The sequence below is a fragment of the Rhodobacteraceae bacterium Araon29 genome (assembly GCA_039640505.1).
Taxonomy (GTDB): domain Bacteria; phylum Pseudomonadota; class Alphaproteobacteria; order Rhodobacterales; family Rhodobacteraceae; genus CABZJG01.
On record CP046865.1, the window covers coordinates 883,174 to 908,107 of the forward strand.

Below are 24,934 nucleotides of genomic sequence, written 5' to 3' on the forward strand. Positions count from 1 at the left end.
TTTCTCCCATGTTTTGCGTGGTTATTCCTTGACAGCGCCAGCCGTAAGCCCTGCAACAAGGTATTTTTGCAGGAACAAAAAGATGACCATGACAGGCAAAACGCCCACCAAGGCTGCGGCCATCATTTCGTTCCAAGTCACCGACTGATAGCCGATGAATTCATAAAGGCCCGCAGGTAGTGGTTGATATTCGCGGGTCTGGTTGAATGTGATAGCGAAGAGGAACTGCTGGGCATATGCGCCGATAAAGACGGCGACGCCCACAACAATGAGGCCCGGCACAGCCAGCGGCAGCACCACCCGGCGCAGTGTATAAAGCCGACTGGCGCCATCGACAAAGGCCGCCTCTTCCAATTCGCGTGGTATTTTTTCTAGATAAGAGCGCAGCAGCCAAATCCCAGTTGGAATTAAAAAGGCCACTCCCGGGACGATCATCGCCCAATAGGTATTGAGTAGTCCTAACGTCCGCAGCACCCGATAAAGCGGGATCAGCAGCACTGCGCCGGTAAACATATTGACGCCAAGAAACATGGAAAGCGTGGCGTTCTTGAACGGAAAATCAAGCCGCGCAAAGGCATATGCTGCGGGGATGACCAAGATCATGGTCAGCAATGTCACCATCGAAGAGATATAAATCGAATTCCAGATATAGCGGCCCAGAAGCGGCACGGTTTCCCACATTTGGCTGTAGGCATCAAAGCTAAAGTCATCTGACCAAAACTGATAGGGCGCACGAAAAAGATGCTCAAGCGGACGCAAAGATGTCATGAACATTTCGAAAAATGGCAGCAACATAAAGGTTAGGAAAACGGCAACACAGGCATAGATGGCCACCATTTGAACCCGAGAGTAACGATCCATCATCTTATTTACTCCCATACATTTTATTCACCTTGTTCAAAAAGAACATGTAGATAAGCGAAAATGCTGCAAGCAAAGCCACAATCACGACCGCCCGTGCCGCGCCTTCGCCAAATTTATAATTGCCAATGGCTGTTTTATAGGTATCCACGATCAATGTAGTCGTTGCCCCGCGAGGACCGCCCTCGGTTAAAATCCAGATGATTTCAAAGCTGTTGAAGGTCCAAATGGCAGAAAGCAAAGCCATCGAAACAATCACCGGCATAATCTGGGGTATTGTGATGCGGCGAAACCGGTACCAGCGTCCGGCGCCATCAACCCAGGCAGCTTCATAAAGATCGCGGCTAACGCCTTGCATGGCGGCTAGAAAAAACAGCGTCACCATAGGCGTGCCGACCCAGACGTCTGTGATAATGGCCGAGTAAAATGCCGAAGTTTTATAGGCTAGAAACCCAAAAGGCCCGTCGATCAATCCAATTCGCTGGGCAATGCCTGAAATCAAACCAAAATGACCATTGTAAAGCCACAGCCAGCCAATACATCCAATCGCAATGGGGATGACCCATGGCGGCATCACCAAGACCCGAAACAGCGTCCGGCCAGGGATAGCCGCGTTCAAAAGCGTGGCGCCAATAAGCCCAAGGATGATTTTCAAACTTACAGACAGAAACATCCAAAAAAATGTCCGGGTGATGACCTGATGGAATTTTTTCTTTTCCAGCAGCTCTTGGTAGTTTTCCAATCCGACATAATTCTCACCGCCCAAGCGGGCATCGGTCAGGGATAAACGAAATGTTTCGGCCAGCGGCCAGGCAACAATAATAGCAATGTAAATAATTGCAGGGGCCACCAGCAACCAGCCAAAAAGTGGCTCTGAAAGGCTTTTCTTGCGAGCCTGTGGCGCTCCATTTTTGCGAGGAATAGATCCTGCGCTCATCGAATCTTTCAAATTGTCCCCCAAAAGAATTTTCGTGCAATTTAGGCGGAGCAAAAAAAGGAATCTGCTCTTATATACAAATCATACCAAGCGTAAAAAAAATTACTACCTAAGTAATACCAAAAAAATTTATAATTAGATAATTGGGCATTTTCAGTTGTTTCTCATCAATTATTGGATATATTTACCTAAGGTGAATAGGCTTTTGGTATGGTAATTGCAATACCAAAGGCTGAGATAATTAGGGGTATATGGGTTGAAGGTTTCGATTGATCAAAAGGATTGGTACAAGCCCAAACACGGGCCACGCTATCAGCAATTGCATAGATATTTGGCGGATCAAATTTTATCCGGCGGTCTGCAACCCAATGTTCAATTGCCAACCGAGCGGCTTCTTGCAGAAGAAGCGCAGATCAGCCGTGTCACCGTACGGCAGGCCATTTCACAGTTGGTCAGCGATGGCTTGGTTGAGCAGCGCCGTGGGGCGGGGTCGTTTGTTTTGCCGCAAGCGCAAAGGCTCAAGCAATCACTGTCGTCTTTAGTGTCCTTTACCGAAACCATGCAGGCGCGGGGTAAATCTTCGGAGAGCACTGTGCTGTCGCACGGTCTTTTTACGCCAACGCCAGATGAGGTTGTCTCTTTGGGGTTGGGGTCCGGTGTGCGCGTGGCGCGCATTGAACGATTGCGCAGCTCGGATGGGGTTATGATGGCCATTGAAGAAAGTTCGCTGCCGGAAAATATCCTGCATCAGCCAGAAAAAGTAAAAACCTCGCTCTATGCTGTCCTGAGGGCCGAAGGCCGTGCGCCGACCCGGGCGCTGCAACGGGTAACGGCCATAAATCTAACGGCAAAGGAAGCGCGGCTACTAAAAATGGCCGAGGGTGCTGCTGCGTTGAAAATTGTCCGAGTGGGCTATTTGGCCTCTGGGCGACCGATCGAGCTTACGCGAGGAATTTACAGGTCTGACATATATGATTTTGTCACCGAGCTTCGGCTTGAGGCCTGATATGACGTTTTCTTTCGATGCAATTTTAAAAGACGGCGGTATTCGGTGCACGCTGACAAGCGCGCAAAAGCTTCTTGATCCCGTTTTTTGCTTTTCTTTAATGGCGCCCGGTTCGGTGAGTGCAGGGGGCCTTATGATCCGGCGTGTTGGGGGCTTTCACGAGGTGCAGCTTCCAGCGCTTGCAGCTGGCAAGCCCCATTTGATTGAGCTGATCTACGACGATCCCAATATCGGCGTGAAAAACCGGGCTTGGTTGCCCTTGGGCGGCTACCTTAGGGTGGGTGATGCCTGCCATAGTTTGCCGTCCTTGGAATTGGGCGTCAGGGCAGGGCCAGAAAAGTCTTTTGAGGCTTATGATGGACTGCCCCTTGTGCCGGCGCCAACCCACTGGAAGCCCGCGCTCGGAACCGTGCGTGCAGAAGGGTTTTCCTTTTCTGATGATCAGCTGGATAAGGTCAACGCGCTGGCCACGCGCACATCTGCAAAAGGTTTTAAAAACCAAGGCGGATTAGCTGTTATCATGCAGTGGAAAGCCGATATTCCACATGAGGGATACATATTATCAATTACCCCCGAGAAGGTGATCATCACCGCCGCCTCGGATAGTGGCGTTTTTTACGCCGGTATCACCCTTTTCAATCTTTTCATCACCACCAATGGCCTTTTGCCCTGTGGGCGCATTGAGGATCAGCCAAGATTTCCCTGGCGCGGGCAACACTTGGACTGCGCGCGGCATTTTTTTAAACCCGATACCATTACCGGGCTTTTGGATTTGATGGCTCTGCTCAAACTCAACCGGTTTCATTGGCATTTTTCTGATGATGAGGCATTTCGAATTGAAATTCCGAACTTGCCTGAAGTTTGGCAAAATAGCCGGTGCCGTGGTGAGGGGGCGGATATGCCCGGCGTTTTTGGTGGTGGCATGAAGGCCTGCGGCAGCTATTCTGTGAGCGATGTCGAAAGGATCGTGGCGCATGCCAAAGCCCTGCATATCGAAGTATTGCCAGAAATAGAAATCCCGGCGCATAGTTATGTATTGAACCAGATTTTCCCAGAAATGCGCGACCCGGATGACACCGGTGTGGAAGAAAGCGTTCAAGGGTATCGCGGCAATGTCACCAACCCAGCCTGCGCAAAAACATGGGAAGTCATAGGCGCGTTGATTGATGGAATTGCGCCGCTTTTTCCATTTGGCTATTTGCACTTGGGCTGTGATGAACTGCCCCAAATGGCATGGTCAGGCTCGCCCAGAATGGCGCGTTTCAAACAGCAACACGGGTTGAAAACAGCCGATGATGTGGGTGCTTGGGTCATGCGCAAAGCCGCTGGGCTTGCTGGCGCTAAAAATATGCGCCCAGCCGCTTGGGAAGAAGCCGCACGCGGGGCAGGGGGCGGCATTCGCAATGATGCGTTGCTCTTTATTTGGCAGGGCCAAGCCGCCGGTGTTGCGGCCGCACGTGCAGGCTATGACGTGGTCATGTGTCCGGCCCAGAATGTATATTTTGACATGGCCCATACGTCAGATCCGGCAGATTGGGGGGCAAGCTGGGCCGCGATCGTTGCGCTGGAAGCGACCATCAACTGGGATCCCGTGCCGTCAGGCGCGCAGGATATTGCAGATAAGGTGGTGGGCGTTCAAGGCGCTTTTTGGGGCGAATTTACGCAGCAAGACCATCAGATTGAACCAATGTTAGCCCCACGGATTTTAGGTCTTGCCACCAAGGCATGGTCGCAACAAGACGCTTTGACAGGGCCTGATCTGCAGGCGCTTGCGGGGCACTACCGTGCGGTGTTTGACGCCCTTGGCTGGCAGTGGAACACAGCGGCATAATGGACGGCTTCCCCTATTATTTTCTGGTTACAGTCTGGTAGTTTGCTCAGGCTGCTAAAAACGGACAGTAAAAGTCGCGCCAGATAATGGTGATCCATTAGCGTGCGTGATGCTGCCGCCGTGGGCTTCAATCACTTGCTTGCAAATATATAGCCCCAAGCCGGAACTATTTGGTTTTTCAGCTGCCCCACTTCGGGCGCTAAAAAACCGCCCAAATATTTTGTCGTGCAAATCGTCTGGCACACCGGGGCCTGTATCGGAAACAGATATTGAAATGCCCCGGCGCCAAGATTTTTTCAACTCTACATAGACCTCACCATTTGGCTTGGAAAAGCTAATCGCGTTTTCCACTAGATTGATAACCACCTGCGCAATACGGTCAGGAAGGCCCGTTAATTTGACGTTCGACTGCAGATCAGCGACCAGTTTAACGCCTTCGCGCTCGGCCTCGGTTTCGAAATGGCCGGTGAGATCCTGCACCAGTTCGGAAAGATTGAATTTCTCGCGTTTGGTGGCCACCAGATCATGGTCGACGATGGCGGCTTCAGATATTTCCGAGATTAGTTTGTTCATCCGCACTGCTTGGTCATGAATGGCCTCAAAGCCTTTTGCAGATTGCTCTGTATTTGTTGTCTCTGTACGGGCATTTTCAACATGCGCAATGATTGCAGCTAGTGGATTTTTCAGTTCATGCGATACATCGGCTGCAAAGCGCTCTTTATCGGAAAACAGTTTGGACAATTGCCCATTCAGTGTAACCAGATTCCGATAGAGAAAGCCAATTTCGTCCTTACGGTGCTCGAACCGTTTGATCCGAAAATCGTTTAACTGTTCAGACACTGTTTCGGCTTTGAGTTTGCGGTTAAGCCGTTTGGAAAGGCTGCGAATGGGAAAGGCGATTGATAGGGCCAAGAACACTCCCAACACCAAAGTGAGCGCCGAGAGGCCGGCCAATATGGTCAGCCGAGATTTGTTTTTGCCCATATAGCTTTCGCGCAGAAAATAACTGTCGCGAACCTCAAGCGTGGCGACTGTTTTGCGCGCAATTTTAATCGGAGCAAGATATTTAAGCTCATAGGCATCCTGGCCGCTATCAATCAGATGATACTGCATCGAAAACCTTGCCCTGATCGGGACAATCGGGTCCGTGATCAATTGCAGGTCGACAAAGTTTTTATAAAAGGTGAACAAGTATTCAAACGGATCAAACCTGTTTTTTTCCACTTCGAATTCCGCCGCTGGTTCAGGTGCCAGCTCTTGAACTGAAATCGGCACCAGCTTGATTGGTTTCTGACCGTTGAAATATTCAAAACTTTCCGCCAATTTTAGGTCTGAAAATCGTTTCACCACCACTTTGCCAATGCCCGCCAGTTCACTGTCGCGCAGCAAGCCTTCGATGGCCAATTTGCGCTCAAACTCGGAAAGTGACTGATCTTCAAAAAGCGGGGTAATCAGTTTCCGGTACATTACGGCACGTTCATAAAGCCGGTCGCGTTTGTTGGTAATCTCAAGATAGGCGGTGTCTTCTGTGAAAAATATAAAGCTCCAAAGCGCAAGGTTAAACAGCAGCAGTAAACCAATGATTTTGGATAGAATGCCGCGCAACAACATGATCAGATCTTGAGCTTATAGCCAAGCCCATGCACCGTTGCGATCACGTCACATTTGGGATCTGAGGCTTTGAGTTTCTGGCGAATATTGCGGATATGGCTGTCGATGGTTCGGTCACTGACATAAATCGCTTCCTGATAGGCAGCGTCCATCAGCTGTTGGCGGTTTTTGACCGACCCGGGACGGCGGGCCAAGGATAAAAGCAGCAGGCATTCGGTTACAGTGAGATCAATCGGCGCCTCTTTCCACGTGACCAAATGCCGGTCTTCATCAATATGAAGAGGGCCGCAGGTGACAGGTTTAAGCAAGCTGCCGCTGTCGGTTGCAACGTGCCGGCGCAGTACGGCAGCCACCCGAAATAACAAAAGATGTTTGCTAAAGGGCTTGGTGACATAATCATCCGCGCCAAGCGTAAAGCCAATGATCTGATCCTGTTCATCAGCTTTTGATGACAAAAAGATAACTGGAATATTTGGATGTAACTGCCGCACGGATTTGAGCAGCTCATAGCCATCCATTTGGGGCATTTTAATATCAAATATCGCCAAATCTGCGGTTTTAGTTTGAAAATAATCAAGCGCCGCACGCCCCGAAGAAAACGCATCAACATGATGGCTTTCGCTGGTCAACATCTGTTTAAGCGGGGACAGGATGTCTTCTTCATCATCGACAATTACAATATGCGGCATGGTTTGGATCCCGTGGTTGCCAATAGAGTAGCAGTTGGCACAGTAAAATCCAGACCACAAAGGGTTTTCGCACCAGTGCACAAATTCTGCATAACTTATCAACTGATCTGCACAATCTGGGCAAACTATGTGCACATGAGGGGCATAGATTTGGGCTTACAGGTTGAGGCAAAACCTGGAGAGCAGACAGCAGTTTGGTCCATCTCCCCCAGTTATGCCAAATTGCTCAGTTCCTCTGGCGGGGTCACATTTTGCCTCGCCAGAGTAAAAAAGGAAAAAAATATGGAATTTGTTCGAACTCTGACGATTGCTGAAATTCTGGTGTTTGGAGCCTTTCTATACGTCTATCTCTTGCGAAAGTCGAAATAGCCAAGCTGCTGGTTTTGAGTAATATTTTTTACCTGCAAATTAAGGGGTAAGATGCTCATTTTGATAAGGCTTGATACTATAACTCTATGCACTTTTTCCAAAAATGATATGCATGTTTGACAAATTTGTATTGCACCTTAGCTAGTTGCCTAGGCGGTAGGAGTGGCATATGTTGTAATATAGAGACAGTGATACCCAATATTTTGTGATCCAATATGTCAAGACTCTGCGCGAATCACGTAGGTTGCTAGGCTGATCCTGTAGTTAAAAGGTTTGATGTTATGTATTTTCATAGTCTTGATGGTCAGCATTTTTTGGGTCTTCGGACCTCTCTGTCCGGTCAAAAAGAAGTGGTCTACGACGGCAATGACAGCCAACGCGTTGTGCTAAAGATTGCCGAGGCCAATATTGCAAAAGCCAACATTGATGCGGCTTTACGTTCTGCGGTTAATGGCCGTAATGTTCTGGCATCGTTAAGGGCCGAATTCAGTGCGCGAAATATTGTGGTGACTGAGACAGTTTGAATACCAATGAACCGTCACGATTTTGTGAATGTCATACGGTGAAAAGCCTGTTGATTTCAGCCCGGCTATCCTTGATTATTTATCCTGAAACAATTTTTTGACTGAATGGGTTTTGCTGCCCTAAGGTCTTGTTCGCAAAGAAGTTAAAATATATGTTTTTCCCAAAGGGGGACAGTTTATGAAGTACTTTGCAGCATTAGCGGTCATGACGCTCGGCCTCTCCGCCTGTCAGACCGTTGTTACGGAAGGCACCGGTGAAGCCGGTCCAAAGGAAACCATTGGCGTACTCAGCGGTGCCGTAGTGGGCGGAACCTTGGCCAACCAAGCCGCACAAGGGTCTGATAATCAAGCCCTGTTTACCATGGCCGGGTTGCTGGCTGGGGCCATTATTGGTGGAGATATTGGGGCCTCGCTGGATCAGCTTGATCGCCAAATGTTACGCACCACCTATCAAAGAACGATGGAAACGGCGCCGACAAACCAAGCCATGACATGGTCAAACCCAGATAGCGGCAATAGCGGAAGCGTCATGGCGACGCGGACCTATTACACGGAAACAACGGTGTGCCGTGAATACACACAAGAAATTATGGTCGGTGGAACCAAGCAGCAAGGCTATGGTACCGCCTGCCGCATGGCTGATGGCAGCTGGAAAATTCAAGGTTAGACCGATCTAAATGATTGCAGCGCGGGCAAGGGCTTTCTCTGGCCCGCGAAACAAATCAGTTATAACGCGTTGAGCATCACATTTGTCATTTGCTTGGCAAATTCACCCGGATCATCGGGCAATTCACCATCCAGTATCCGCGCCTGCTGCAGCAGTATCTGGGCAGTGTCTGCAACCACATCCACATTTGTTTCCAGTGCGGCGTTCATCTTCTCGATCAAAGGATGAGACGGGTTCAATTCCAGCACTTTCGCAGTGCCTTGATAATCGGGGTTTTGTGCCTTTAAAATCCGCTCAAGATTAAAGTCCAAACCGCCTTCGCCGGCAACCAAGCGCGCTGGGCTACTGGTAAGTGTTGAGGACATCCTTATATCTGAAACAGCCTCGCCCAAGATATCTTTGGTTTTTTGCACCAAATCGCTATAGGTTTCTTCGGATGCTTTGCTTTCCGGGGTTTGCTCGCTTTCAGAAAACTCTGACAGATCGACTTTTTCCCGTGAAATTGATGTCAGCGGTTTGTCGGAAAAATTTGGCACCATAGAGACCCAAAATTCGTCGATCGGGTCGGTCAGCAGCAGCACGTCTATGCCATTTTCGGCAAAGCCCTCAAGATGCGGGCTGCGTTTGGCAGATGTTAGATTTTCCGAGGCCAAATAGTAAATCGATTTTTGGTTTTCAGCCATCTGATCCACGTATTCTTGCAGCGTGACAAACTTATCCTGCTTATGTGAATACAGCCGGCTGATTTTCAACAGTCGATCACGGTTGTCGTGATCTTCATAGAGGCCTTCTTTTATAACCCGGCCAAAGGTTTGCCAGAAGGCGTCGAAGCTTTCGGGGTCTTTTTTGAGTTTCTTTTCAAGCTCGCTCATCACCTTTTTAGTGATTGCTTTTTTGATCTTGGCCAACGTTGGGCTATGCTGCAAAATTTCGCGGCTGACATTCAGATCAAGACTGGGTGTATCAATGATCCCGCGTACAAAGCGCAACCACTGGGGCAATAAATCACCTAGATCACTGGTGATGAAAACCCGGTTGATATAAAGCTGCAATTTGGTTTTGCGTTCAGGTTCAAAAAGATCAAATGGCGCCTGATTGGGGATAAACAGCAGGTTGGTAAACTCTAAAGAGCCTTCGGATTTATTATGAATGGTGATAAATGGGGTGTCGAAGTTACCGCTGTTTGATTGGTAAAACTGCGTATAGTCTTCGGCACTGATATCTTTGGGGCTTTTGGTCCATATTGCTTCGGCCGAATTAACCACGGCGCTTTCACCATCCGTTCCGGTCAGGGTAATGGGATGGGGTATATGGTCCGAGTATTTTTTGATCAGCGTTTTAATACGGGCGTCTTCAATGTACTCTTTTGCATCTTTTTTCAGGTGCAAGATCACCGTCGTTCCGGCGGTCTCACGGCTGGTTTCAGACGCGATACTATAGCCCGATTGGCCGTCACTGGACCAAAGGAAACTTTGCTCTGTTCCCGCCTTACGGCTGATTACCTCAACCTTGTCTGCCACCATAAAGGACGAATAAAACCCTACCCCAAATTGGCCGATTAGGTTTAGCTTTTCATCCTTTTTGTCTTTGGCCTCTTCAAGGCGTTCGATAAAGGCTTTGGTTCCGGAACGTGCAATGGTCCCCAAGGCTTCGGTAAGATCACTGTCGTCTAGGCCAATGCCGGTATCACTAATTTCTATAGTTTTGGCTTTTTTATTTATTTTAATGCCAATTCCACTGTCACCGCTGTGTAGCAAAGCGCCATCGACTTGACCTAAATACTGTCTTTTGTTGATCGCGTCGGATGCATTGGAAAGCAATTCGCGCAGAAAAATTTCTTTGTTTGAATACAGAGAATTAATAACGATATTGAGAATTTTACCGGTATCTGCTTCGAATTCTCTTGTCTGAACAGTCATGAGTAGGTCCCTTTTCTAAGAGCGGTCTAAAGTCGTTTGTGATGTAAGTGTTTTGGCGTCAGGTTCAATATGCGGGATGCAAAAGTTTTAGCGTGCCAAGGCACGCTCACCTAAGCTGGCGCTAGACCGATATACTATAACCTGTTGATCGGCACTTTGAGATAGACCTCACCATCCTCTTCTGCCGGTGGCAGCTGTCCTGCCCGCATATTAACTTGGATCGAGGGAATGATCAGCTTTGGCATCGACAACTGGGCATCACGTGCGGTCCTAAAGGACACAAACTCTTCTTCCGTTTTTCCCCCGCCCACATGCACATTATTGGCTTTTTGCTCTGCAACAGTGGTCTGCCAGCAAAATTCATCGCGCCCGGGGGCCTTATAGTCATGGCAAAGATACAATGTCGTATCATCGGGCAGCGCCAGTATTTTTTGAATTGAATGATATAAGTCTGTTGCCGAGCCGCCGGGAAAATCGGCGCGAGCCGTGCCAAAATCAGGCATGAACAAAGTATCACCGATGAAGGCGCTATTGCCTATCACATAGGTAACACAGGCCGGTGTGTGGCCTGGCGTGTGCATCACCTCAACATCCATATTGCCGATTTTAAAATAGGTTCTGTCGTCAAAAAGTTTATCAAACTGACTGCCGTCCATTTGAAATTCAGTACCCGCGTTGAACACTTTGCCAAAGACTTTTTGTACGGTGTCAATATTGGACCCAATAGCGATCTTACCGCCCATTTGCTGCACAAGGTAGGGCGCAGCAGATAGGTGATCTGCGTGGACATGGGTTTCGATGACCCAGTCTAGTCGCCAGCCATTTTTGCTAATCTCATCAATCAGCATATCAGCATGCGCAGTATGAGTGCGCCCCGATGCCATATCAAAATCCCAGATCGAGTCGATCACCGCGCAGGCCGCCGAACTTGGATCTTTCACAATATAGCAGGCGGCATTGGTGGCTTCATCGAAATAGCTGTGAATTTCTGGATTAAGCTTTGGCATGGTTAGAACTCCACAACTGCACGGATTGATTTGCCCTCATGCATTAGGTCAAACCCATGGTTGATTTGATCAAGAGTTAATTTATGGGTGATCATTGGATCAATTTCGATTTTGCCGTCCATGTACCAATCGACGATTTTTGGCACATCGGTACGCCCCGAAGCGCCGCCAAAGGCCGTACCGCGCCAGACCCGTCCGGTCACGAGCTGAAATGGTCTGGTGCTAATCTCGGCGCCTGCCGGGGCCACGCCAATGATGATGCTTTCGCCCCAGCCTTTATGAGCTGATTCAAGCGCTGCGCGCATGACTTTGACATTTCCGGTTGCATCAAAAGTATAATCGGCCCCACCGCTGGTTAACTCGACAAGATGGGCCACCAAGTCGCCCTCGATTTTTTCAGGATTGACAAAATCGGTCATCCCGAAATGCCGCGCCATGTCGGTCTTGCCCTCGTTTAAATCCACTCCGACAATCTGGTCGGCTCCGGCCAATCGCAACCCTTGGATGACATTGAGACCAATGCCGCCCAAGCCAAAAACAATTGCCCGGCTGCCGATCTCGACCTTGGCAGTATTGATCACAGCGCCGATGCCCGTTGTTACGCCGCAGCCGATATAGCAAATCTTGTCAAACGGGGCGTCTTTGCGCACTTTGGCAAGCGCAATTTCCGGAACCACCGTGTGATTGGCAAAGGTTGAGCATCCCATATAGTGATGGATGGGGGTGCCATCGAGCATCGAAAACCGGGTGGAGCCATCGGGCAGAAGCCCTTGGCCCTGGGTCGAGCGGATAGACTGACACAGGTTGGTTTTTGGGTTGAGGCAGTATTCGCATTCACGGCATTCCGGCGTATAAAGCGGAATTACATGATCGCCTACTTCAAGACTGGTGACACCTTCGCCAACCTCGATCACAACGCCAGCGCCTTCATGTCCTAGAATTGCGGGAAAAATACCCTCTGGGTCATCGCCGGATCGGGTAAATTCATCGGTATGGCACAGACCAGTGGCTTTCACTTCGATCAAGACTTCGCCAGCGCGTGGTCCATCAAGTTCGACCTCCATCACTTCCAATGGCTTGCCGGCTTCGAGTGCTACAGCGGCTCTTGTTCGCATCTGGTGTCCCTTCCCTGTTTAAAGTGGTGGTCTTGTGTCCAACTCACGTAATGGCCAGATTATGACAGCCAAGACGTGACGAAAACCGTTACACCTTGTTGGACATATTGCAATATCTGAAGTTAGCTGATTTGGCAAAAATATTTCCCACAAATGACTTATGATATATGGATGCCGTTCCGATCAGGCGTCATTTTCAGGAATTTGTTTTCGGCACAGCGCCTAGTCTTTCTTGTTCCAGGCATCCATCATCGAAGTTAAATACTCACCGGTTTTATTCAACTGGGTGACCAATGCCTCCATCGAGCCAAATTTTACATTGTAAGCTGTGGTCAGGCTTTCAATTTTCGTGTCTAAATCCGCTTGCTCATCTGTAAAGTTACTCAGTTCTTCGTTGAGCGAATTTGTGCGGGTAATAATAGAGCCCGAAGAAGAGGTAATATTGGCGATATAATCCTGCAGACGGTCAATAACGCTTTGGCCAAAGCGAACGGTGGCATTGGTGGCTGTGTCAGTGAGCAGCGTTACTGAAATATTTTTCGCATCACCGCTTGCAGCGTTAAATACTTTCTGGCCGTTTGAATTATCGACCTTGGTGATGGTTTCGCTATTTATCGTGGCAGTATTTCCACTCGAGTAAGCAAAGCTATACGACCCCGCCTTGGGTGGGAAAGTTGTCGACCCAGTGACAGTGGCATTTGAGCTTGTGCTGGAGTATTTTGAGGCAAATACAATATCTGCCAAACTTGGATCTGCTGTAATAGCTGCGTCAAATTTGGTTGTATCCAGCGATAAAGAGCCATCACGCTCGGTTTTTACGCCAAGACTGGCAAGGTACACAGAAGATGCGCCATACCCTGCTATAGGGTCTGTTGTTAGACCTGATATTTCTCTCAAAATTGATTGGGCTGTGATATCTCCCACCAAACTTCCGTTGGCCGCTCCGTTAAGACCTCGTTTTGTTTCTGTCGTCAGATAGCTTTTGACCGAGTTGATATTATCGATAAATGATTGCATCCGGTCACGCGCGTCGGTGGCCACTATGGTTGAACTTACATTTGTTGCGCTTGAGTTCACAGAATTCAGGTCTAGCTGAAATCCATCAAACACGTCGGCAATCGAATTAGTCGAGCGGGTTACAGCAAGCCCGTCGACAGTAAAGCTTGCATCGGCAGCTGCAACGCTTAGCGTGATTTGCGCGCTGGTGTTGCTGGCAGCTGGCGATCCGGTGTTGAATTCCGTTAGCGTGTCCGAACTGGTCATCGTGAACGCATTGGCCGTGCCCGTATCCGATTTGATGACGAGCGCCAGACCTCCACTGCCGCTGGTGTCGACCAAATTGGCCTGCATGCCCGAAATGGCATTAATCGCGTCCACCAACCCCTGAACTGTGTTGTTTGTCGAGTTGATCGTGATCGTTGTGTTGGTTCCGCCTTTGGTAAAGGTCAGAGTGCCTTGGTCAATTGCACTGGCTGCCGTTACAGTTGAGTTGTTGAGCAAATTGGCATGGGTCAGATCATAGGTGACAACCTGACCCTTTGCCAATGCACTGACCACGATATTGGCGTTTGTATCCTGTGCTTTGGTTTCGTCGGTAACGGTCAGGCTCACGGCAGTTCCAGAACTGGTGGTTGTCCGTGCATTGGTATTTTCAAGCGTGGTCAAATTGGTCGACAGATCACTCATTTTTGAGCTGAGTTGACCAAAAGAGGAAATGCTAAGGTTGGTGGCGTCGACTTTTTTGGTCAGGGCGGATTGCAAAGGCGATGTTTCGGCTTCGACCAGACTGGTCACCAAAGACGACAAATCTATCCCACTGCCAGATTGGTTGACCTTGGAAATGATGTTGTTGCCGGAATCCGCCACTTATATACCCTCTCTACGCTGTACAATTTACGGAAATCTTGCCCGTTTGTTTAATTCACATCGTGAAACTGTTAATTTCACACCGAAAAATTGATAGCAGATCGTTTATTTCCTGATAGAGTCTATTTGTGTTGCGGTCCAGTTTAAGGCTTAGATCATCAGCCTCAAGCGAAACAACGTCATCCAGAATTTTGGTGATACGCAGGGTTTTCACATCATTAGCTTGCTTTAATTCGGCCATCTGCCCAGTTTTGATTTCATTGAACCGGAGTTCTATGCTCGGCAAGCTGGCACTTTTGCAGGTGTATATATCGTAACTGTAGCGTTGAAGCACATTTGATGAGATCACAGCAAAAATCAGCAGCCCAAAAAATCCAAAGACCAAAATGAGTTTTACAAGAACGTTCATTTTTTAGTCGCAGTTACTCGACGGTTTCCTCGGACGTATTTTCATCTGCTTCTTCCTTTGTCTGCTCTGCCTCATTCAAAGACGCGTACCCGTCTTCCACTAGCTTTTTTGAGGACTGCTCCTCCACGGATACAACTGTTCCTTCGGAAAGTTTTACATTGTTTATTTCAGTTTCTTTTAGCAAGGTAAGCTCAACCCATTTAGGCTCGGCATTGGATGAGGTCTCGGCTTTATCAGACGCTGCACCACCAACAGCGGCAACGGCATCTGTAAGTTTGCGCAAATCGCCGATGCCACTTAACATTGTGTCTAAGGTCGTGAAATCACCCCGCTTGAATGCAGCAGTGCGCTGCCGAAGGATTTCAATCCGGCAAATTAGAATTTCAAGCCGGTCAGCAACATCATCCAATTCTTGGTAAATGCTGTCTAGCGCCGACAGCGACTTACCCAACGGCTGAGAGCGAAGTTTCTCGATAACCACTTGGTTTAAAGCTTTTCTCTCTGCTTTCGGGGCGGCACTTTTAGTTTTAGTTTTTGCCTTTTTTTTCGATTGTCCTGCTTTAGCCATCTTCAGCCTCTTGGTTTTGGCACAATACTTGCAAGCTACCTTGAAGAATTAAAACTTAACAGGAAACTACAGTAGCCGATGCAAGTTCTCAAGGAATATCTTGGATTTAGCGCCACCGCTCTTAACCTAAGAGAGCGGAGAAATAACATTATTGGCTCTAATATCGCGAATGCTGCAACGCCAAATTATAAGGCGCGGGATATCAATTTTGAACAAATTCTTAAGGCAAAAGAGGGCGAAGGCAATCTTAGAAATTCCAGCCAGCGCCACTTTTCATTTGCCGGTGCGGGTACCAGTGAAAAGTTACAATTCCGCCAATCCATGAACCCTTCTTTGGACGGAAACACAGTTGAGTTGTCTGTTGAGCAGATGGAATTTTCGGAAAATTCACTTCGATATGTATCCTCACTGAATTTTCTAAATTCCCGCATCAGCGGCCTTATGTCAGCGATCCGAGGTGAATAATGAACGGTGTTAAGAATATTTTCGATGTTGTAGGACGCTCAATGGGCGCACAGATGGTGCGATTGAATACCATTGCTTCCAACATCGCAAATATGGAAAGCAAAGCGTCCAGCCCCGAAGAAGCGTACAAGCCGATCCGCCCGGTGTTCAAAACCGTTTTTGGTGACAACTATGAAAAAATGGGTGTGGCGTCAGTGGATGCAGAAACAATTGTCGCGTTGAATCGCGAGCCTGAAAAAGTCTATGAACCGGGTCATCCAAATGCAGATGCCAGCGGCTTTGTTTATAAAGCCCCGGTAAATTCGGACGAGGAAATGGTCGAAATGCTTGAGGCCAGTCGTCAATACCAAAACAACCTGGAAGTCCTGTCAACTGTTCGCGCGCTAATGATGCGCACGATGAACATGGGCAAATGAGCTGGAGTATAAGTGATGGACATTAATAACAATATGGGGGCTCAGGCCCAAAGAGACCTGCTCGATAAGCTTGGTATTAAAAGTGCAGAAGAAGTGCGGAACAGTTCGCGCGATACATTGGGCCAAGAAGAGTTCCTGACTTTAATGACAGCACAGCTTCAGAACCAGGACCCCATGGAGCCAATGGATAATGGTGACTTCATTGCCCAAATGGCACAATTTTCAACCGTGACCGGGATCACCGACATGGCCAATTCGATGAAAGCCATGGCCGATGAGCTTAAACAGTTCCGCGTTGCCTCAATTTCCAACATCATGGGAAATTCAGTGTTGGTGCCGGGTGACGTAACGGTTGCAGACCGCAACGGTGAATTGCATGGGGTTTTCGAATTGGACAAAACCGCCATCGATACTCGGGTCAATTTTGTTGATGCCCAAAGTGGCGAGTTGCTGAAAGCCAAAACCATGGGTCCGCAAGCTTCTGGCTTGATTGGATTTGAATGGCGCGATTTGCCTGCTGCCTACCGTGATGGTGGTAAGGAAATTCGTGTCGAGGTGATGGTCAATCATGGAGAAGGGCTTGAAAATCTTCAGCCAAGCCTGTTCTCGAAAGTGGTTGGTGCAGCACTGAACAAAGATACCGGCTCAACCAGCCTTGAGTTGGAAAATGAACAAACCGTCGACGCGTCAAGCGTTCTTCGGTTCCGTATGTAATCGAATACTTAGAATTAACGGGAGTTAAGTAGATGTCGTTTTATACCGCTCTTACAGGGTTGAATGGGTCGCAGGCTGATATTGCGGCCACATCAAACAACATTGCCAACGTTGGAACCACAGGGTTTAAGCGAAGCCGGGCTGAATTTGGTGACATCTTCGCCACCTCGCCATTGCAGAACTCATCCTCATCGATTGGTTCGGGTTCGATCCTGAAAGGTGTTAAGCAGCAGTTTACCCAGGGTAACATCGCCGCCTCCCTCAACGCGCTCGACCTTGCGATTTCAGGGCAGGGCTTTTTTGCTTTGAAACCCTCGCTGACGTCGAGCCAGGTGGTCTACACCCGAAACGGTTCTTTTAACGTTGATAACAACCGGAACGTGGTTGATTCAACCGGTCAGTTCTTGCTCACTTACCCAGTGAACGAAGATGGTTCTGTGACATCGAAAACCATCAACGACGCGGTGCCATTGCAATTGCCAGTGACATCTGGTGATCCGAAAGCTACAAGTAACATTGACCTTGCGATCAACCTTCCTGCGGATGCGCCGGTGATTACCGACAATCCAAAATTTGCCGATGGCTATCAATTTAGCACCAGCGACCCTGAATCATTCACAAACTCAACCTCGCTGACAATCTTTGATGACCTTGGTAACCCGACCATTGCGACGGTTTATTTCATCAAAACACAGGCGGCGACGGCAGAAGATCCCACCAACAAATATGACACCCGCCTGGTGATTGATGAAACCATCATTAATCCCGATCTTGTGGCCTCGGTGAACGATAACGGCGAGCAGATTTATATTGACCGATTCGGCAATGAAACCACGACCGCCAACATCCCTGACGATAACTACTTTTCGGAAGGAAAAGGCGCTGCGCTCTACCGCAAGGATGATCTGAACCAGACCATTCCATCGCAGCCTGCGAAACTCACCGGGTCCCAAAGTAGCTTCGATTTTGGCGAGGAAGGCAACAAGCTGATCGAAATTACCAATGATCCAATGAAGTTCAACGCCACCCGTGAAGCTGGCAATTCCGATAGCTCGATTTTCTGGGGCAAGGACTTTTTGCTGGTCAACGTGGATGACGGCGACGTTCCGGTTAGCATTGATCTGCGGCCCGGGTTCTACAATGCGACACAGCTGGCCTCAGAAGTACAGCGCGCCATTAATGATGCTTATGGCGATGATAACAAGCTGCAAGTTCGCTCGAACGTGGATGATACACTCACCATCGATTTTTATTCCCTAAACACCGCTGACGGGACTCTAAGTGGTCTGTCTACGCCGGTGTCTGTGGATTTACTACAATCTTCTTATGTCACAACCCAAGTTGGAATTGATGTCACCGGCTCGTCGCCCGACTTTACCCGCGAAGAGTTTCTAGCCCATGCGCAGGCACGCATCATTGACACTATGAACGACTATGTGATCACAGATGGTAAAACTCTGGGCGTCGAAGGCAATCTGTTTACCCGCTCAAGCGGTTCGCAAATGTCGTCGGTTTACGGTGAGACCGACATTATCTCATTTGACTATAAAAAACTTTCGGCAGCAGAAGCTGGGACCACTACGACTGCGGCGCGCCATCTGGCGTATTCCTACTACGACAAAGTGCCAACTCTGGATGTCTATGATACGAAACTGGCTGTGGCTTCATCGGGAACGATTTCCTATGACGCACCAAACAACGTGTTAACTATCCAATTGTCCAATTTTGCTGACGGAGATTACACCGTGGGCGAAGTGGTTCGCTTGGCTGGAAATTTTGACAATCAAAATTCAATCATAAATGGTCGGGAAATGACCATCTTGGAAGTTGATCACACAAATAATCTGATCAAGATCAATACCACCGGAGAAGGGTTTCCGGACGCAACCTTCACTTTAACGGATGGGTCAGCAACCTCAGGGGATACCTTTAAGGAAGCATATATACTAAGCAATAAGTCCACTGATGTTGAGGCGTTTTTTGAAGGCGAAAACCTTAAGCCGAACGGGGCTGTGAACAGCTATAACAACAAGAAAATCGTGTTGCGCGAAACAGCGGATTCGACGCATAGTTATAAGCATAATGATGATGACTTTGGCTCAATTGCAGCCACGAGTTTAAGTGCGGCAGAATATTACATTACCTCAGTGGGAACCACAGATTTTTCCACTGGCAATACAGCGGATAATGTGGCCAATACTGCCGGGACAGTTTTCACCTATGAGAATTCAGATGGGGCTCTTACCGGCACGGGCAGGGTTAAGCCTACATTGGCAGAAAATGCAATCTCTGCTGGCACGAGATATAAGGTCGTTAGTGGCACCTTTACGGATGCAGCAGGCACCGCTCATGCTGTCGGTACAGAATTTTTAGCAGTGAATGCGGTGCATACAGGCCGTTCTGGATCTGCTAAGCTAATTGTCGTCGATGAAGTCTTCTCGGGTCTCACATCCGCATCATTGGGCGGCGGCACATCGTCTTTGACAAGCCTTGGCCTAGACAATGGTAACTTTGCCAATGCTACGGTTTGGGTGGATGAGAAAAACCCACCGATCAAAATCAGCTATGATGCGGTTAACCAAAGGTTCCAGTTCGGTGTGAACCACACCGCGATTGGGCCGGGAACGGATTCAAACTTCCGTGCCTTTAAAATCTATGGCGCCGCCGGCGCAGATGGAACCAACAACTTGGGTATTCCGGCCTCGGATTCATCACCGCAAACCGAGATCAGCTCGACAGCTGTGATCAGCGCAGACTCGTTTGTTGCTGATGGCTCTGAAATGCAGATTAACGCCAAAAGGTTCGGCGCGAAGGTGGGCTATAACAGTGATACCAAAAGCTTTACCTTTTCCAGCGGATCAACCGGTGAAGACATTTCTGCAGATGGCGCATTGGGCGTTGATGTCGATCAGAATGCATCGAACATTCAGGTTGGCCGCTATGCCATCAATACTGCTGATGGTTCGGTGATTAACGCCACCTTTGATACGGCCACGCGCTATATGGGAACCGGCGACAATGGTTTGATGGGCGTTGGCCAAAGTAAGAACGATACGGTCTTTGACGCAGCGCGCGGTTTGGCATCTGAGCCCGCCCGCGCGGTAGGCGCCCCGGCGACCGAGCCTTTGAACGAAATCTTTAACCTCTCAAGTGCCGGCGGCGCTAACGTCTTTAACGTGTCGGTGAATGGTATTAGCGGTATTATCGAAGTGCCATCGGGCAACTATGTTGGATCCACACTGGCCGCTGAATTGCAAACCCGGATCAACCAGATTTCTGATGGTAACACCGGCGATGTGGTTGGTGGCGTGACGGTGCAATATCAACCAGATACCAACAATTTTGTCTTTACCACCGGCACCACCGGTGATCAGTCAACAATTAAGGTAAAAGGCGCCGCCAAACTAGGCCTTGATGATGTTCCGCTTGGTGTTGGTTCTATTCCGACGATTGTGAACCTGGTGCAAGCCACCAATGATGCAGGGGTGCCGCTTTATGTGAACGCCGCTGGTGAAATCGTTGAAACACCCCCCGATAACCTGGTGACGGATTACTATCCGCTTTACATTGATGAAGGTGAGCTCACCTTTGATAAAACCGGTACAATCATCAGCCCGCTAAACCGTGTACACTACGAGCAGCAGGCCTCTGGTTTCTCGATCTCACTTGATGTTGATTATAGCCAATCAACCCAGCTATCGCAGCCGTTCTCGGTGAATAACTTGGAACAGGATGGTTTCACATCCGGCCGTTTGGATGGTTTGGATATCGATGCAACCGGTTTGTTGCGCGCCAACTATACGAACGGTGAAAACAGACCGCTGGGTAAGATCGTTTTGGCGAACTTCAACAACCAAAACGGTTTGAAGCAGATCGGTAACGCAACCTTTGTTGAAACAGCCACCTCTGGTACGCCGACCTTTGGCGAAGCGGGCGCAGAGGGCTTTGGTTCTATTCAGTCGGGTTCTCTGGAACGCTCAAACGTGGATATTACCGAAGAGCTGGTGAACTTGATCACTGCGCAGCGGAACTTCCAAGCGTCGTCAAAAGCGATCGAAACCTCGACCCAGCTGACCCAGGCGATCATTAATATCCGCTCGTAAGTCTAAAGCGGCTCGTTAGGAGTATATCACTATGGATCGCATGATACATGTGGCCCTGAACTCGCTACAGAATTTGCGCCTTGATCAACGGATTAACGCGCAAAATCTGGCCAATATGAATGTTGCCGGCTTTCGAAAGGATTTGCCGGCAAGCCGTTCCAGTACCTTTTTGGGAAATATGGAGCAATTCGAAAGCCGGTATTTTGTAACATCCTCTGAGAAGATGGAATTTTCCAGCGAAGAAGGGTTGGTGCGACGTACCGAAGGAAAACTGGATTTCGCCCTGCGCGGCAAGGGTTATTTTTTCATCGAGCCAAAAACAGATATGCCGCCGGCATTATCCCGCAGGGGCGACTTTTCGATCTCAAACAAGGGTGAATTGGTTGATGGTGCTGGCAATTTCATGCTGGACAACAATCAAAACCGGATAAAACTGCCCGATAGCCGCGCAGTGATGATAGACGAGTCTGGTACGATTTTTGTTGAACCGCTAGGATCACCGGAAGGCACGCGGCAGCAGGCTGGGATTTTAGGCACAACGCTGGCGGAAAATATCGAACTTTTAAAAGGGATTGATGGAAATATCCGCGGCGCGGATGGAACCCTGCCTATTGCCGATCAGCAGGCCCAGATTGTCCAAGGTTCGCTTGAAGGCAGTAATGTGGACTCGCTTGAGGCCTTGTTGAAAAACATCGAAGGTCAGCGCACATTTGAGTTGAACGTTAAGTTTATCTCGCAAGCTAAAGACCTTGATGAGGCAACAACCCGCATTATGCGCCTTCCAGGGTCATAAATAACCTAAAAACTGCATGTTTTAGGTCTTTTTGGTCCATCATTTTACCACCAAATCGCTCCTGCGAACGCCCGTTGGTCAAACCTCGCCGCAAGTTGGCACATGATTTGCATTAATATGTGTAAACGCGAGGTATTTATATATGTCTTCTTCTTCTATGCACGTGGCAAAAACCGGTTTGACAGCACAGCAAACTCGGATGCAGGTGATCGCAAACAACCTGGCAAACGTAAATACGGTCGGCTTTAAAAGCGATCGGGTTAACTTTGAAAGCCTGCTCTATCAGATCACAAAAGTTGCCGGAGATCAGACCTCGGAAGGCACGGCGATGACCTCGTCATTGGCGCTGGGCACCGGGGTGCGCGCCATCAATACCGAAAAGAAATTCTCGCAAGGTAGTATGATCACCACAGATAATGCGCTTGATCTTGCAGTAGACGGTGATGGATTTTTCCAAGTTCTCCTGCCAGATGGCACTATGGGATACACCCGCAACGGCACATTTTCCAGAAATGCAGAAGGCTCTATGACTACCGCGAGCGGTTATGTGATGCAGCCCCAGATTACGATCCCATCGGGTGCTGCACAAATTGCCATCGCACAGGATGGTATCATAACCGCAATGCTGGCAGGCGAGGCTGAGCCAACCGAGCTGGGTCAATTGACCACTGCGACATTCGCCAACCCACGCGGGCTAAAGCCTCTGGGAGAAAACTTTTTTGCTGAAACCAGCGCCAGCGGCGGCGCCTCTGTGGGCGTGCCCTTTTCCGAAGGTCGGGGAAAGCTGGTCCAAGGATCGCTGGAAAGCTCGAATGTGAACGTGGTTCAGCAATTGGTGGAAATGATCGAAACCCAGCGTGCCTATGAGGTGAGCTCAAAGTCGATCACCGCAGCAGATGAAATGATGCGCTATATCTCAAACAATCTTTAATCTGAGCTGGATATAAAATGCGTCTAATCACACCTTTATTATTGATCTTTTGCAGCGGCCTTATGGCGTGCTCTAGCTATACCGAAGATCTGGCCAGCGAAGCGTTTGAACCAATCATTCCTGATGAAGAGGTCAGCCAAGCTGTGGTCGATGGGGCAATTTACGACAGCAGCTCGCAAGGATTATTTGCCACAGAACGCAAAGCCTCTAATGTCGGTGATATTGTCACTGTATCTTTAAGCGAGTCCTTCCAAGCATCGAAGTCACAATCTACGGCGAGTGGAAAAGACGATAGTCTTGAGTTCACGCTGCCGACCACAGGGGCCCTAAGCGGCGTGCTGGCATCCGATGTCAATCTTGGCACCAAGCAAAGCTTTGCCGGCACGGGTACTGCCTCGCAGTCCAATGCCATCACTGGTTTGGTTTCTGCTTCAGTTGTTCGGGTTTATGCGAACGGAAACCTTGAAATTTTAGGCCAGAAAAAGCTGACCCTGAATAACGGTGACGAATATGTTAGGGTAAAGGGAATTGTTCGCCCGCAAGACATCGGCAATGGCAACATTGTCAATTCCAACCGATTGGCCAATGCCGAGATTACCTATATCGGGGCCGGCGAGTTGGCTGATACATCAAGACGCGGCTGGCTTTCAAAGCTGTTCGGCGTCGTCTCCCCGATTTAGGGGGTCCGCTGATGGCGCAAAAACTTTTCCATACGATTTTGATTGTCATCTTTGCGCTGTTTTCGACGGCAGTTTCGGCAGACCGCATTAAAGATTTGGCAAGCCTAGCAGGCGTGCGTGCAAACCAGCTGGTAGGATATGGTTTGGTAGTCGGGCTGTCCGGGTCTGGCGATAAAAACCTTGGCATCACCCTGCAGTCGATGCAGGCGATGTTGTCACGTTTTGGCATGTCGACCGATGTTGCCGGGTTAAACGGATCCAATGCAGCCGCCGTTATGGTTACTGCGGAGCTTGGCCCATTTTTAAAGCCGGGACAAACCTTGGACGTTACTGTTTCGGCATTAGGCGCTGCGGAATCTTTGCGCGGCGGCACACTGTTAATGACGCCTTTGCTGGGTGCAGATGGCCAAACCTATGCCATCGCTCAGGGCAATTTGGCGGTTGGCGGATTGGGCGTACAGGGCGAAGATGCTTCCTCGCTTACCGTGAATATTCCGACAGTCGGCAGAGTGCCGCAGGGTGCGACTGTTGAAAAAATGGTTGAAACCCCGTTTTTGGAAAATGAATTTCTAATCCTCAATCTACATCGCAGTGATTTTTCGACTGCGGCCGCAGTGGCCGAAGGAATTGATAAAATCTTTGGCGAAGGCATCGCCGTGGCCATTGATGGATCATCAATCCGAGTGCGCGCGCCGGTTGATCCAAGCCAGCGGGTAGCCTTTGTCGGATTGTTGGAAAGTGTGGAGGTAGAGCCCGCCGCACCGCCAGCACAAGTGATCGTCAATTCCAGAACCGGAACCATTATCATCAACGGCAATGTACGCGTTACCCCTGCGGCGATCACCCATGGCAGTCTGACAGTGCGGGTGAGGGAAGACCCAAAAACCGAAACCCAAAATACCGTAGTGGCAGATGGCGATAACGTTATCGTAGCTCCGACCGATCCTTTGGTCACTCCGGATACCGAAATAACGGCCGAAGAAGAAACTGCCAAAGCCTTTATGTTTGATCCCGGTGTCGATCTGACCGATATAGTCGATGCGATCAATGCTGTTGGCGCAACCCCTTCCGATCTGGTTGCAATCCTTGAGGCGCTAAAAGTGTCAGGCGCACTTAGAGCGCAACTGATTATAATTTAGGGGGCTGGTATGGATGATGCATCAGCAAAATTTAGCTCACTGACCACATCGGCGACGTCCCCTATGTCGCGGATATCGCCGGCTCAAACCACAATAGAAGAGGTTGCAGAGCAATTTGAGGCGCTTTTGGTCAATGAGCTTATGAAATCCAGCCGCGCTGCAAAACTGTCGGATGATCTCCTAAATAATTCCGGATCTAAACCGTTTTTACAAATGATGGATCAGGAAATTGCACAGACGGTGTCCCAACACAACAATCTTGGAATTGCCGAAGCGCTTATTCGACAATTTGAGCGGAAGTAGCGGGGCAATAC

The 24,934-nt window shown here is 49.1% G+C and carries 23 protein-coding genes; 13 read left to right on the forward strand and 10 right to left on the reverse strand.

Annotation, left to right across the window (positions count from 1 at the left end):
- Positions 1-21: 21 nt before the first annotated feature.
- Complete coding sequence (locus GN278_04075; GenBank protein XAT60062.1) at positions 22-864, reverse strand: ABC transporter permease subunit; 843 nt, start codon at positions 862-864, stop codon at positions 22-24.
- Position 865: 1 nt separating this feature from the next.
- Positions 866-1,798, reverse strand: a complete 933-nt coding sequence (locus tag GN278_04080) for an ABC transporter permease subunit (protein ID XAT62537.1) — start codon at positions 1,796-1,798, stop codon at positions 866-868.
- A 256-nt stretch (positions 1,799-2,054) separates the two neighbouring features.
- Here GN278_04080 and GN278_04085 point away from each other — a divergent pair, with 256 nt between their 5' ends.
- On the forward strand, positions 2,055-2,804 hold the full coding sequence (locus tag GN278_04085; GenBank protein ID XAT60063.1) for a UTRA domain-containing protein: 750 nt from the start codon (positions 2,055-2,057) through the stop codon (positions 2,802-2,804).
- 1 nt (position 2,805) lies between these two features.
- Positions 2,806-4,635 (forward strand): family 20 glycosylhydrolase, encoded by a 1,830-nt coding sequence (locus GN278_04090; GenBank protein ID XAT60064.1) that lies wholly within the window; start codon positions 2,806-2,808, stop codon positions 4,633-4,635.
- Positions 4,636-4,689: 54 nt separating this feature from the next.
- Here the strand turns inward: GN278_04090 and GN278_04095 are convergent, their stop codons facing one another.
- Both GN278_04095 and GN278_04100 read right to left on the reverse strand, forming a co-directional pair.
- Entirely contained in the window at positions 4,690-6,246 is a 1,557-nt protein-coding gene (locus tag GN278_04095) for a histidine kinase (GenBank protein ID XAT60065.1), read from the reverse strand.
- A 2-nt stretch (positions 6,247-6,248) separates the two neighbouring features.
- Complete coding sequence (locus tag GN278_04100; GenBank protein ID XAT60066.1) at positions 6,249-6,935, reverse strand: response regulator; 687 nt, start codon at positions 6,933-6,935, stop codon at positions 6,249-6,251.
- A 650-nt stretch (positions 6,936-7,585) separates the two neighbouring features.
- Between GN278_04100 and GN278_04105 the strand changes: the two genes are divergently transcribed.
- The gene (locus tag GN278_04105) at positions 7,586-7,828 is read left to right on the forward strand and encodes a hypothetical protein (protein ID XAT60067.1); all 243 of its coding nucleotides are present in this window, start codon (positions 7,586-7,588) and stop codon (positions 7,826-7,828) included.
- A gap of 178 nt (positions 7,829-8,006) precedes the next feature.
- Positions 8,007-8,495, forward strand: a complete 489-nt coding sequence (locus GN278_04110) for a hypothetical protein (protein XAT60068.1) — start codon at positions 8,007-8,009, stop codon at positions 8,493-8,495.
- A 59-nt stretch (positions 8,496-8,554) separates the two neighbouring features.
- Here GN278_04110 and htpG read toward each other — a convergent pair whose 3' ends face one another.
- From htpG to GN278_04140, 6 genes are all read right to left on the reverse strand, one after another.
- Entirely contained in the window at positions 8,555-10,414 is a 1,860-nt protein-coding gene (htpG, locus tag GN278_04115) for a molecular chaperone HtpG (protein ID XAT60069.1), read from the reverse strand.
- A 134-nt stretch (positions 10,415-10,548) separates the two neighbouring features.
- Positions 10,549-11,421, reverse strand: a complete 873-nt coding sequence (locus tag GN278_04120) for an MBL fold metallo-hydrolase (GenBank protein ID XAT60070.1) — start codon at positions 11,419-11,421, stop codon at positions 10,549-10,551.
- Between the two features lie 2 nt (positions 11,422-11,423).
- On the reverse strand, positions 11,424-12,536 hold the full coding sequence (locus tag GN278_04125; GenBank protein ID XAT60071.1) for an S-(hydroxymethyl)glutathione dehydrogenase/class III alcohol dehydrogenase: 1,113 nt from the start codon (positions 12,534-12,536) through the stop codon (positions 11,424-11,426).
- Between the two features lie 222 nt (positions 12,537-12,758).
- Positions 12,759-14,402 carry a flagellar filament capping protein FliD gene (gene fliD / locus GN278_04130; protein ID XAT60072.1) on the reverse strand — a complete coding sequence of 548 codons (1,644 nt, stop codon included), beginning with the start codon at positions 14,400-14,402 and terminating at the stop codon, positions 12,759-12,761.
- Between the two features lie 55 nt (positions 14,403-14,457).
- The gene (locus GN278_04135; protein XAT60073.1) at positions 14,458-14,811 is read right to left on the reverse strand and encodes a hypothetical protein; all 354 of its coding nucleotides are present in this window, start codon (positions 14,809-14,811) and stop codon (positions 14,458-14,460) included.
- 13 nt (positions 14,812-14,824) lie between these two features.
- On the reverse strand, positions 14,825-15,379 hold the full coding sequence (locus GN278_04140) for a hypothetical protein (GenBank protein XAT60074.1): 555 nt from the start codon (positions 15,377-15,379) through the stop codon (positions 14,825-14,827).
- A gap of 78 nt (positions 15,380-15,457) precedes the next feature.
- Here GN278_04140 and flgB point away from each other — a divergent pair, with 78 nt between their 5' ends.
- From flgB to GN278_04185, 9 genes are all read left to right on the forward strand, one after another.
- Positions 15,458-15,844, forward strand: coding sequence for a flagellar basal body rod protein FlgB (flgB, locus tag GN278_04145; protein XAT60075.1), 387 nt, complete (start codon positions 15,458-15,460; stop codon positions 15,842-15,844).
- Positions 15,844-16,260 (forward strand): flagellar basal body rod protein FlgC, encoded by a 417-nt coding sequence (flgC, locus tag GN278_04150; GenBank protein ID XAT60076.1) that lies wholly within the window; start codon positions 15,844-15,846, stop codon positions 16,258-16,260. The genes flgB and flgC overlap by 1 nt, the downstream gene beginning before the upstream one ends.
- Before the next feature lie 15 nt (positions 16,261-16,275).
- On the forward strand, positions 16,276-16,974 hold the full coding sequence (locus GN278_04155; protein ID XAT60077.1) for a flagellar biosynthesis protein FlgJ: 699 nt from the start codon (positions 16,276-16,278) through the stop codon (positions 16,972-16,974).
- A gap of 32 nt (positions 16,975-17,006) precedes the next feature.
- Positions 17,007-21,077, forward strand: coding sequence for a flagellar hook-basal body complex protein (locus tag GN278_04160; protein XAT60078.1), 4,071 nt, complete (start codon positions 17,007-17,009; stop codon positions 21,075-21,077).
- A gap of 31 nt (positions 21,078-21,108) precedes the next feature.
- The gene (locus GN278_04165; protein ID XAT60079.1) at positions 21,109-21,870 is read left to right on the forward strand and encodes a flagellar biosynthesis protein FlgF; all 762 of its coding nucleotides are present in this window, start codon (positions 21,109-21,111) and stop codon (positions 21,868-21,870) included.
- Between the two features lie 142 nt (positions 21,871-22,012).
- On the forward strand, positions 22,013-22,801 hold the full coding sequence (flgG, locus tag GN278_04170; GenBank protein ID XAT60080.1) for a flagellar basal-body rod protein FlgG: 789 nt from the start codon (positions 22,013-22,015) through the stop codon (positions 22,799-22,801).
- A 17-nt stretch (positions 22,802-22,818) separates the two neighbouring features.
- Positions 22,819-23,481, forward strand: coding sequence for a flagellar basal body L-ring protein FlgH (locus GN278_04175; protein XAT60081.1), 663 nt, complete (start codon positions 22,819-22,821; stop codon positions 23,479-23,481).
- Positions 23,482-23,492: 11 nt separating this feature from the next.
- Positions 23,493-24,620 (forward strand): flagellar basal body P-ring protein FlgI, encoded by a 1,128-nt coding sequence (gene flgI, locus GN278_04180; protein ID XAT60082.1) that lies wholly within the window; start codon positions 23,493-23,495, stop codon positions 24,618-24,620.
- A gap of 9 nt (positions 24,621-24,629) precedes the next feature.
- Positions 24,630-24,923, forward strand: coding sequence for a flagellar basal body rod protein (locus GN278_04185; GenBank protein XAT60083.1), 294 nt, complete (start codon positions 24,630-24,632; stop codon positions 24,921-24,923).
- Positions 24,924-24,934 lie beyond the last annotated feature (11 nt).

What these genes read in the sequence shown, in the direction of transcription:
- flgG (XAT60080.1), top strand. Translation starts at nt 22,013, where the DNA reads ATGTCTTCTTCTTCTATGCACGTGGCAAAAACCGGTTTGACAGCACAG.
- GN278_04100 (XAT60066.1), bottom strand. Translation starts at nt 6,935, where the DNA reads ATGCCGCATATTGTAATTGTCGATGATGAAGAAGACATCCTGTCCCCG.
- GN278_04160 (XAT60078.1), top strand. Translation starts at nt 17,007, where the DNA reads ATGTCGTTTTATACCGCTCTTACAGGGTTGAATGGGTCGCAGGCTGAT.
- GN278_04120 (XAT60070.1), bottom strand. Translation starts at nt 11,421, where the DNA reads ATGCCAAAGCTTAATCCAGAAATTCACAGCTATTTCGATGAAGCCACC.
- GN278_04175 (XAT60081.1), top strand. Translation starts at nt 22,819, where the DNA reads ATGCGTCTAATCACACCTTTATTATTGATCTTTTGCAGCGGCCTTATG.
- GN278_04110 (XAT60068.1), top strand. Translation starts at nt 8,007, where the DNA reads ATGAAGTACTTTGCAGCATTAGCGGTCATGACGCTCGGCCTCTCCGCC.
- GN278_04095 (XAT60065.1), bottom strand. Translation starts at nt 6,246, where the DNA reads ATGTTGTTGCGCGGCATTCTATCCAAAATCATTGGTTTACTGCTGCTG.
- htpG (XAT60069.1), bottom strand. Translation starts at nt 10,414, where the DNA reads ATGACTGTTCAGACAAGAGAATTCGAAGCAGATACCGGTAAAATTCTC.
- GN278_04090 (XAT60064.1), top strand. Translation starts at nt 2,806, where the DNA reads ATGACGTTTTCTTTCGATGCAATTTTAAAAGACGGCGGTATTCGGTGC.
- GN278_04185 (XAT60083.1), top strand. Translation starts at nt 24,630, where the DNA reads ATGGATGATGCATCAGCAAAATTTAGCTCACTGACCACATCGGCGACG.
- GN278_04075 (XAT60062.1), bottom strand. Translation starts at nt 864, where the DNA reads ATGATGGATCGTTACTCTCGGGTTCAAATGGTGGCCATCTATGCCTGT.
- GN278_04140 (XAT60074.1), bottom strand. Translation starts at nt 15,379, where the DNA reads ATGGCTAAAGCAGGACAATCGAAAAAAAAGGCAAAAACTAAAACTAAA.
- flgB (XAT60075.1), top strand. Translation starts at nt 15,458, where the DNA reads ATGCAAGTTCTCAAGGAATATCTTGGATTTAGCGCCACCGCTCTTAAC.
- flgC (XAT60076.1), top strand. Translation starts at nt 15,844, where the DNA reads ATGAACGGTGTTAAGAATATTTTCGATGTTGTAGGACGCTCAATGGGC.
- GN278_04165 (XAT60079.1), top strand. Translation starts at nt 21,109, where the DNA reads ATGGATCGCATGATACATGTGGCCCTGAACTCGCTACAGAATTTGCGC.
- GN278_04155 (XAT60077.1), top strand. Translation starts at nt 16,276, where the DNA reads ATGGACATTAATAACAATATGGGGGCTCAGGCCCAAAGAGACCTGCTC.
- GN278_04080 (XAT62537.1), bottom strand. Translation starts at nt 1,798, where the DNA reads ATGAGCGCAGGATCTATTCCTCGCAAAAATGGAGCGCCACAGGCTCGC.
- GN278_04105 (XAT60067.1), top strand. Translation starts at nt 7,586, where the DNA reads ATGTATTTTCATAGTCTTGATGGTCAGCATTTTTTGGGTCTTCGGACC.
- GN278_04135 (XAT60073.1), bottom strand. Translation starts at nt 14,811, where the DNA reads ATGAACGTTCTTGTAAAACTCATTTTGGTCTTTGGATTTTTTGGGCTG.
- flgI (XAT60082.1), top strand. Translation starts at nt 23,493, where the DNA reads ATGGCGCAAAAACTTTTCCATACGATTTTGATTGTCATCTTTGCGCTG.
- GN278_04125 (XAT60071.1), bottom strand. Translation starts at nt 12,536, where the DNA reads ATGCGAACAAGAGCCGCTGTAGCACTCGAAGCCGGCAAGCCATTGGAA.